Source organism: Aeromonas bivalvium (assembly GCF_000819765.1).
GTDB lineage: Bacteria > Pseudomonadota > Gammaproteobacteria > Enterobacterales > Aeromonadaceae > Aeromonas > Aeromonas bivalvium.
Genome location: NZ_CDBT01000039.1, coordinates 1 through 8,527, shown reverse-complemented (window position 1 = coordinate 8,527; position 8,527 = coordinate 1). Strand labels below are relative to the sequence as shown.

Here is an 8,527-nt window from a genome sequence, read left to right as displayed (position 1 = left end):
CGGGGCCCCATTCACCGCCGTAGTGCACCGGGATCTCCCGCCCCCGCGGCCGGTAGTCGAGCTCCTCCCCCTGGCGCCACAACTCGGTCAGCCACAACCCAAGAGAGGTGGGGTCCGTTACCTCGGGATCGAACACCAGGGTCAGATTGTTCATCCCCGGCACTATCTCCTCCAACCGCTCGCCCCCGCCCTGCTCGCGCAGGCGCTGTGCCAGCCACCAGACTCGCCGCTGGCCGATCAGATCGGCCCCCAGACCCGTCTCCAGCACCAGGGCCCGCTCTCCCAGCGGGTAGAGGCGACACTCACTCGATCCCATACAGCCCCCAAAACAAAAACATTTGATTAACATACAGCAAAGATATCAACAAAACATCGATAATTTATCTACAATATGTCATCACAGGACACGCCGGCCGTCTCGCTGGCCTCTCATCAGGAAAGGAGTCTCCATGACCAAGCCCCCCTCCATCGTCTCATCGGCCCACCTCGTCTCGGCTCAGGCCCCCGCCCTCTCGGAGCTGGAGTTCGGCCTGACCGTGCTCAACAACTCCTTCCACCGCTGGGTCGTGCGCTGCATGGGGGCCGCCGGCGAGAAGGGGCTGACCGCGCTGGAGGTATTGCTCATCCACCACATCAACCACAGGGATCGTCCCAAGCGGCTCGCCGATATCTGCTTCGTGCTCAACATCGAGGATACCCATGTCGCCACCTATGCCCTGAAGAAGCTGGTGACCCTGGGGTATGCGGCGCGCACCAAGGTGGGCAAGGAGGTGCATTTCAGCACCACGCCGACCGGCGCCGCCCTGTGCCACCAATACAGCGAGATCCGCGAACAGTGTCTGATCCAGGTGATAGTGGAGAGCGGTCTGGCCGGAGCGAACGCCTCGGCCGCGGAGATAGCGCAGCAGCTGCGACTGTTTGCCAGCCTCTATGATCAGGCGTCTCGCGCCGCCGCCTCCCTGTAGTGGCGAAGGCCCAATAAAAAGAGCCTGCCCCTTGCGGGGCAGGCTCTTTGGCGATGACGACCGGAATTACTTGCTGCCGGTGCCGGAATTGCGGGTGGAGGAGGTCGGCTTGCGACGGGCGCTCGCACTGCGGGCGCGGGGCTCCTTGCCCTGCATCTCCTTGTGGCGCTTGACGGCGCGACGGATCTGGGCGGCCTGCTTGTGGCGGCTGCTCTTGCCATCCTGCTGCAGATCCACCTTGGATTCGGTCTCGTTGTTCAAGTTCACCAGGCCGCGCAGGTAGTTCACCTCGGGCAGTTTCAGCTCCATCCAGCCACCGCGGGGAATGGTGCGGTCCAGCTTGACGTCGCCGTAGCGGATGCGCATCAGACGGCTCACCTGCACTTCCTGGGATTCCCACAGGCGGCGCACCTCGCGGTTGCGTCCCTCGGTCAGGGTGACGTTGAACCACTGGTTCAGCCCCTCGCCGCCGGCGGGCTTGATCTTGTTGAACTTGGCCATGCCATCTTCCAGCTGCACGCCCTTGCGCAGGCGCTGCAGCATGGCTTCGGTGATCTCGCCAAAGACCCGCACCGCGTATTCCCGCTCCACCTGATGGCTCGGGTGCATCAGGCGGTTGGCCAGCTCGCCGTCCGTGGTGAACAGCAGCAGGCCGGAGGTGTTGACGTCCAGGCGCCCCACCGCTATCCAGCGGGCCCCTTCCATCTTGGGCAGGCGATCAAACACGGTGGGACGGCCTTCGGGATCATGACGGGTACACATCTCCCCTTCCGGCTTGTGATAGGCCAGTACGCGGCAGATCTGCTCTTCTGCGGCACGGGTCTTGACCTGGTGGCCATCCACCCGGATCACGGCGTTCACTTCGACGCGATCCCCCAGTGTGGCGACCTTGCCATCCACACTGACCCGACCTGCGGTGATCAGGGCCTCCATCTCACGACGGGAGCCGTGACCCGCGCGGGCCAACACTTTTTGCAGTTTTTCACTCATCGGGGTTACCTGATTGTTGATCCCTGCCCGGCACCCCGGGCAAGGGTAACGACGGCGGGGAGCCCGGTTCGGACCCCGCCATCATGATTGAGGTGCCATCCCGTCACGGGGGCACTCATGGATTGTCCTGACCCTCGCCCGCCATGGCCGGCAAGGGGGATTGCAGTGACGTGTCCAGCTCGGGGAGCTGCTCCAGGCTCTGCAAGTTAAAGTAATCGAGAAATTCACGGGTGGTGGCGAGCAGCTCGGGGCGACCCACCACCTCCTTGTGGCCTATGCTGCGCACCCAGCCACGCTCTTTCAGGGTGTTCACTATCTGGCTCGAGACCGCCACCCCGCGGATCGCTTCGATCTCGGCCCGGGTGATGGGTTGACGGTAGGCAATCAGCGTCAGGGTCTCCAGCACGGCCCGCGAATAGCGGGGCGCCCGCTCGCTCCACAGGCGAGAGAGTTCTTCGGCGTACTCCTGGCGGGCCTGGAAGCGCCAGCCGGAGGCGACCTCCTTGAGCTCCACTCCCCGCTCGCTGTAATCCTGCCGGATCTCCGCCAGCAGCAGCTGGACGTAGCGGCTGGTGACGGGGTAATCCGCCAGCACGCTCCCCTTGAGCTCGCTCACCGTCAGCGGGCGCCCGGCGACAAACAGCGCCGCCTCGAGCAGGGTCTTGAGCCGCTCAGCGGGCAGGGCCATGGCTCACCTCCTGCGCGCCCGCAGCCAGGATCCGGCCGGGCCGGCACCCTGGCTCAAAATCGCGGGGCGCAGCATACCACAAGTTCGCTGGCGAATTAATGAACTCACGCCCTTTGCACGCGCAAGGGGCACTGGTGTCACTGGACATGGGGGGGCGTCTCCTCTGTCTGGCTGGCCAGGGCGAAGTGGATGGGTCCCAGGGGCTCGGCCTGCAGGATCCAGATCAGCTGCTCCTTGCACAGCTCGAGCAGGGCCAGGAAGGTGACCAGCCCCCCCATCCGCCCCTCCTCGGCCCGCAGCACCTGCTCAAGGCGCAGGGTCTGCCCCAGGGAGAGCAGGGCGAGGATCTCCGCCATCCGCACCCGGGTCGGGATCTGCTCGCGGCGGATCTGGTGATGTTCAAAATGCGTCGCGCGTTTTACCACACTTTGCATATAGAGGGCGAGCTCCACCAGGGAAACATCGGGGGAGAGCGGCTTGAGGGCACCGAAATCCGGCGGCAAGGCGCTGGCGACGAAGATCTCCCGCTCCAGCCTGGGCAGCGCGTCCATCTGCTCGGCGCCGACCTTGTAGCGCTCGTACTCCTGCAGGCGGCGAATGAGGGTGACGCGTGGGTCTTCCCCCTCCTCTTCCTCCGCCAGCTCGGGGGACTTGGGCAGCAGCATCCGGGATTTTATCTCGGCGAGCCAGGCCGCCATCAGCAGGTATTCGGCCGCCAGCTCCAGGTTGAGCTCCTGCATCAGCTCCACATAGCCCATGTACTGGGTGGTGATCTGCAAGATAGGCAGGTTGAGGATGTCGAGTTGCTGGCGCCGGATGAGATAGAGCAACAGATCCAGCGGCCCCTCGAAGGTCTCGAGGAACACCTCGAGTGCATCCGGGGGGATGAAGAGATCCTGGGGCAGCTCATGATAGGGCTGCCCCAGCACGGTGGCGATGGGCGCGGCCATCACCGTCATCGTCTCCATCTCGCGAGATGGCGTGCCGACCTCACTCAAACGGCGTGGGATCCCCGGCGCCGCGGCGACGCACCACGGGCTCGTCATCGGAGAAATCCACCACAGTGGTCGGCTGTTCGCCCAGATAACCGCCGTTGAGCACCAGATCCAGCTGTTTGCCCAGCTTGTCGGCGATCTCTTCGGGGTCGAACTCCGCCATCTCGGAACCCGGCAGGATCAGGGTGGTGGAGAGCAGGGGCTCCCCCAGGGTTTCGAGCAGGGCCAGAGCAATCTTGTTGTCCGGCACCCGGATGCCGATGGTCTTCTTCTTCTCGTTCATCAGGCGACGGGGCACCTCCTTGGTCGCCTTGAAGATGAAGGTATAGGCCCCTGGGGTATTGCTCTTGAGCAGGCGAAACGCCGTGTTGTCGACCTTGGCATAGGTGGAGATCTCGGAGAGATCCCGGCACACCAAGGTGAAGTCATGATTCGGGTCGATGCGGCGGATGCGGCAGATGCGCTCCAGGGCGCCCTTGTCGCCCATCTGGCAGCCCAGGGCATAGCCGGAATCGGTGGGATAGACGATGACGCCACCGTTTTGAATGATCTGCACCGCCTGATTGATGAGACGGGCCTGGGGATTGTCTGGGTGTACGTAGAAATGCTGACTCATATATTCCTCCCGGAATAGGGCAGGCTCATCCTGCCATCAAAACAATAGCCACTTTACTACAGGCACGGGGACCTGTGCGGACGCCGCATCAGCCTGCACGGCTGGCAAGCAGGGTCTGATGTTCCTCGCTGCTGAGGCCAAAATGGTCGGGATGGGCCAGCCAGAGCGGCATCCCCTCCTTGGGCAGCCAGAGATGGCGGCCCAGCTCGGTCCAGCTGGACGGGAAGTGAAAATCCGATCCCACCGAGATGCAGAGGTCGTGCTCCCTGGCCCACTGACCCAGGTTGGCCCGCTCCTGAGGGCTCTGCTGGGGCAACGAGACCTCCATGGCGTCACCACCGGCCGCCTTGAAGGCCGCCAGCAGCCGCTTGATCCACTTTGCCGTGAGGTCATAGCGGCTGGGATGGGCCAGCACCGCCAGCCCGCCGGCGGCGTGAATGGCGCTGATGGCCTCCCCCATCTCGGGCCACTCGGCCGGAGCATACCCCTTGTTGCCACGGCTCAGGTACTTTTTGAATACCTTCTGCATGGTGTCGGCCACCCCGCGCGCCATCAGCACCCGGGCAAAATGGGCCCGGGTCACGGCGGCATCGCCGGCCAAGGCCTTGGCCTCTTCATAGGTGCCCGGGATCTGGCACTTCTCCAGACGGCGGCCAATTTCCAGGGCGCGGGCCTCCCGACGGGCCCGCTGACCGGCCAAAAAGGCCACCAGCTGCGGATTTTTTTCATCCACCCCCAGGGCCACTATGTGGATCTCGTGGTGCTCCCAGCCGGTGGAGATCTCGACCCCGCTCACCAGGCGCAGCGGCAACTGCTCGGCGCGGATGGTGGCTCGCACCTCGTCAAGCCCGTCGAGGGTGTCGTGGTCAGTGACCGCCAACACCTCCACCCCTTTCTCGGCGGCGCGGCGCACCAGCTCCCCGGGTGTCAGCACACCGTCCGAGGCGGTGGTATGGCAGTGCAGATCGAATCGCATCGGTATCTCGCTCGCATGGTTCAGGGCGAATTGGCAAAAAGCGACTTGACTTGGCAGCCGCTTTATCGTTTTCTGTAGGCACTTCATTGCAAACAGCTTTTTACAGGACTCAATCATGCAAACGACTTCCATCCTGACCATCTGGTGGTGGCACACTCCCTGACATGCGGGCGTGTGGTCGTTGCTGTACCTGTAATCTGACAGCAAATTAAGAACCCAAAGAAAAAGCCCGCTGACCCCAGCGGGCTTTTTTATTATCCGGCAAATGGACCCGTGATGAAACCGAGAATTCAGATAAGGGCGCAGACATGGCGATGGCAACCCCATCGACCCGACCAACACCCATTCATATTCAAGAGATACAACATCATGAACATCGGTAATTTCCATCACATGCAAGGGACAGCATCATGACAGGCAGCACCACACCCTTATCCCTTGGCGAATTTGATGCGATCGCGCTCAACGCCCCCTATGTGGCCGATCCTCTGGCCCTGTTCACCCAGCTTTGCCAGGATCGCGCCAACACCCTGTTGCTCGAGTCCGTGGAGATCGACTCCAAGGCGGGCACCCAGAGCCTGCTGCTGGTAGATGCCTGCCTGCGCATCGAGTGCCGCGCTCGCACCGTGCGGGTACGCCCCCTCACCGACAATGGTCTGGCCCTGCAGGCTCTGCTGCGGGCTCGCCTGCCTGCCGCCATCGAGCGCCACGACGAGCAGACCGAACTGGTACTGACGGTGCCCGCCTCGGACAGGGCGCTCGATGAAGACAGCCGCCTCAAGGGCTGCGGCGTGCTGGACGTGCTGCGCACCCTGCAGCGGGAGCTGCAATGCCAGGCGGGCAAGGCAGCCCTGTTCATGGCCGGCACCTTCGCCTATGACCTGATCGCCTCGTTCGAAGACTTGCCCGAGGTGCCGGATGGGAGCAACGACTGTCCCGACTACTGCTTCTACGTGGCCGAGACCCTGATCACCATAGATCACATCAAGCAGAGCACTCAGCTCAGCGCCTGCCTGTTCGGTGGCGAAGGAGACCTGGACGAGCGCTGTGCCCGGCTGACCGACCGCTTGGCGGCTCTCAAGCTGGCCTGCCAGCAGGACCTCGCCGTCACGCTGCCCGCCCCTGTGCTGACGACGGGCATGAGCGTGGACAAGGGGGACAAGCAGTTCTGCGCCGAGGTGGAAAAACTCAAGGGCTTCATCCGCCGGGGCGATATCTTCCAGGTGGTGCCGTCCCGCAGCTTCTCCCTGCCCTGCCCGAGCCCGCTCGCCGCCTATCGCCGCCTCAAGCAGACCAACCCCAGCCCCTACATGTTCTATGTGCAGGACGAGGGCTTCACCCTGTTTGGCGCCTCCCCCGAGAGCGCGGTCAAGTTCTGCGCCAAAAGCCGGGAGGTGGAGATGTACCCCATCGCCGGCACCCGCCGCCGTGGCCTCAACCCGGACGGCAGCATCAACCTGGATCTCGATGGCCGCATCGAGCTGGAACTGCGCCAGGACGAGAAGGAGGTGGCCGAGCACCTGATGCTGGTGGATCTGGGTCGCAACGACATCGCCCGCATCTCCGAGCCCGGCACCCGCTATGTCAAAGATCTGCTGAAAGTGGATCGCTACAGCCATGTGATGCACCTGGTCTCCCGGGTGGTGGGTACCCTGCGCTCGGATCTGGATGCCCTGCACGCCTACCAGGCCTGCATGAACATGGGCACCCTGACCGGCGCCCCCAAGCTGCGGGCCAGCGAGCTCATTCGCGAGGTGGAAGGGCGCAGACGGGGCAGCTATGGCGGCGCCGTGGGCTATCTGAACGGCGCCGGCGAGATGGATACCTGCATCGTCATCCGCTCCGCCTTCGTGAAGAACGGCATCGCCCATGTCCAGGCCGGTGCCGGCGTGGTCTATGACTCCAAACCCCAGGCCGAGGCGGACGAGACCCGTGCCAAGGCGGCCGCCGTGCTGGCCGCCATCGCCGCCAGTCATGGCACCTCTTTGCAGGCCCTCAGCGCCCAGCAGGAGCAACATAAGGACGTGCGCCCATGAGTACCGCATCAACAGCCACTAACATCTTCCTGCTCGACAACTTCGATTCATTTACCTACAACCTCGTCGACCAGTTCCGCTCCCTCGGCTACCCGGTGCGCATCTATCGCAACAGCCTGCCGGCGAGCCGCATCATGGCGCAAATCGAGTCCTGCGGCGGCGATGCCGTGCTGGTGCTCTCCCCCGGGCCCGGCGCCCCGGTCGATGCGGGCTGCCTCATCGATCTCATCAAGCTGGCCCGGGGCCGGGTGCCCATCCTCGGCATCTGCCTCGGTCATCAGGCCCTGTGTGAAGCCTATGGCGGCACCGTCGGGGCGGCGGGGGAGATAGTCCACGGCAAACGCTCCCTCATCGAGCACAACGGCCACGGCGCCTTCGCCGGCCTGCCGAGCCCGCTGCCGGTGGCTCGCTACCACTCCCTGGTGGCCACCTATGTGCCACAAGAGCTGACTGTGATTGCCCACTATCAGGGCATGCCCATGGCCGTCGAGCAGGGGGACGATCGCGTGCTGGGATTCCAGTTCCATCCGGAATCCATCATGACCAGCGAAGGGGCCCGCCTGCTGACCCAGGCCCTCGCCCACATCACCCGTCCCGAAAGCCACGTGCGTTAAGGTAAGGAGACCCCATGCATCATCATCTCAACACCCTCTATCAGGGACAGTCTCTCACCCGCGACGCCGCCCGCGATGCCTTCGGCCAGGTGGTGCGCGGCGAAGTGGACCCCATAGTGCTGTCCAGCCTGCTCACCGCCCTCAAGCTCAAGGGCGAGACCCCGGAGGAGATAGCCGGCGCCGCCGAGGCCCTCCTGGCCGAAGCGCGCGACTTCCCGCGCCCGGACTATGCCTTCTGCGACATCGTCGGCACAGGGGGCGATGGCCTCAACACCATCAATGTCTCCACCACCTCGGCCCTGGTGGCCGCCGCCTGCGGCCTGAAAGTGGCCAAGCACGGCAACCGCTCGGTATCGAGCAAGTCCGGTTCCAGCGATCTGCTGGACAAGATGGGGATCAGGCTCGACATGAGCCCGGCCCAGGCCCGCCGCTGTCTGGACGAGCTCGGCATCTGCTTCCTGTTCGCCCCCCAGTACCACGCCGGGGTGCGCCACGCCATGCCGGTGCGCCAGGCCTTGAAAACCAGGACGCTATTTAACGTCTTGGGGCCCCTCATCAACCCCGCTCGTCCCAGCTATCAACTGATGGGCGTCTATGCCCCCGAGCTGGTGCGCCCCATCGCAGAAACCCTGCTGGCGCTGGGTCTG

General features: G+C 64.1%; 10 protein-coding genes. 4 read left to right on the top strand and 6 right to left on the bottom strand.

The annotated features are described in order from the left end of the window. Positions 1-316 (bottom strand): carboxyltransferase domain-containing protein (locus BN1119_RS20710; protein WP_041998187.1); only part of this gene is annotated, 316 nt, incomplete at its 3' end. 133 nt (positions 317-449) lie between these two features. On the opposite strand from BN1119_RS20710, the gene BN1119_RS12100 reads away from it, so the two are divergent. Beyond that, a complete protein-coding gene (locus tag BN1119_RS12100) occupies positions 450-965 on the top strand; it encodes a winged helix DNA-binding protein (RefSeq protein ID WP_041998185.1) in 516 nt (171 codons plus the stop codon). Positions 966-1,031: 66 nt separating this feature from the next. Here the strand turns inward: BN1119_RS12100 and rluB are convergent, their stop codons facing one another. The 5 genes from rluB to rnm form a co-directional block, all read right to left on the bottom strand. Next, on the bottom strand, positions 1,032-1,955 hold the full coding sequence (rluB, locus tag BN1119_RS12095; RefSeq protein ID WP_041998183.1) for a 23S rRNA pseudouridine(2605) synthase RluB: 924 nt from the start codon (positions 1,953-1,955) through the stop codon (positions 1,032-1,034). 115 nt (positions 1,956-2,070) lie between these two features. Beyond that, a complete protein-coding gene (scpB, locus tag BN1119_RS12090) occupies positions 2,071-2,643 on the bottom strand; it encodes an SMC-Scp complex subunit ScpB (RefSeq protein WP_041998182.1) in 573 nt (190 codons plus the stop codon). A gap of 137 nt (positions 2,644-2,780) precedes the next feature. Next, on the bottom strand, positions 2,781-3,611 hold the full coding sequence (locus BN1119_RS12085) for a segregation and condensation protein A (protein WP_041998180.1): 831 nt from the start codon (positions 3,609-3,611) through the stop codon (positions 2,781-2,783). Positions 3,612-3,633: 22 nt separating this feature from the next. Further along, positions 3,634-4,254: an L-threonylcarbamoyladenylate synthase gene (locus BN1119_RS12080; RefSeq protein WP_041998178.1), complete on the bottom strand. Its 621-nt coding sequence runs from the start codon at positions 4,252-4,254 to the stop codon at positions 3,634-3,636. An 88-nt stretch (positions 4,255-4,342) separates the two neighbouring features. Beyond that, positions 4,343-5,230 (bottom strand): RNase RNM, encoded by an 888-nt coding sequence (gene rnm / locus BN1119_RS12075; RefSeq protein WP_041998175.1) that lies wholly within the window; start codon positions 5,228-5,230, stop codon positions 4,343-4,345. A 410-nt stretch (positions 5,231-5,640) separates the two neighbouring features. Here rnm and BN1119_RS12070 point away from each other — a divergent pair, with 410 nt between their 5' ends. From BN1119_RS12070 to trpD, 3 genes are all read left to right on the top strand, one after another. Beyond that, positions 5,641-7,266 (top strand): anthranilate synthase component 1, encoded by a 1,626-nt coding sequence (locus BN1119_RS12070; RefSeq protein ID WP_041998173.1) that lies wholly within the window; start codon positions 5,641-5,643, stop codon positions 7,264-7,266. Next, positions 7,263-7,880 (top strand): aminodeoxychorismate/anthranilate synthase component II, encoded by a 618-nt coding sequence (locus BN1119_RS12065; protein WP_041998171.1) that lies wholly within the window; start codon positions 7,263-7,265, stop codon positions 7,878-7,880. The genes BN1119_RS12070 and BN1119_RS12065 overlap by 4 nt, the downstream gene beginning before the upstream one ends. A 14-nt stretch (positions 7,881-7,894) precedes the next feature. Beyond that, positions 7,895-8,527: anthranilate phosphoribosyltransferase (gene trpD, locus BN1119_RS12060; protein ID WP_041998170.1), on the top strand; the 633-nt coding region annotated here is incomplete at its 3' end.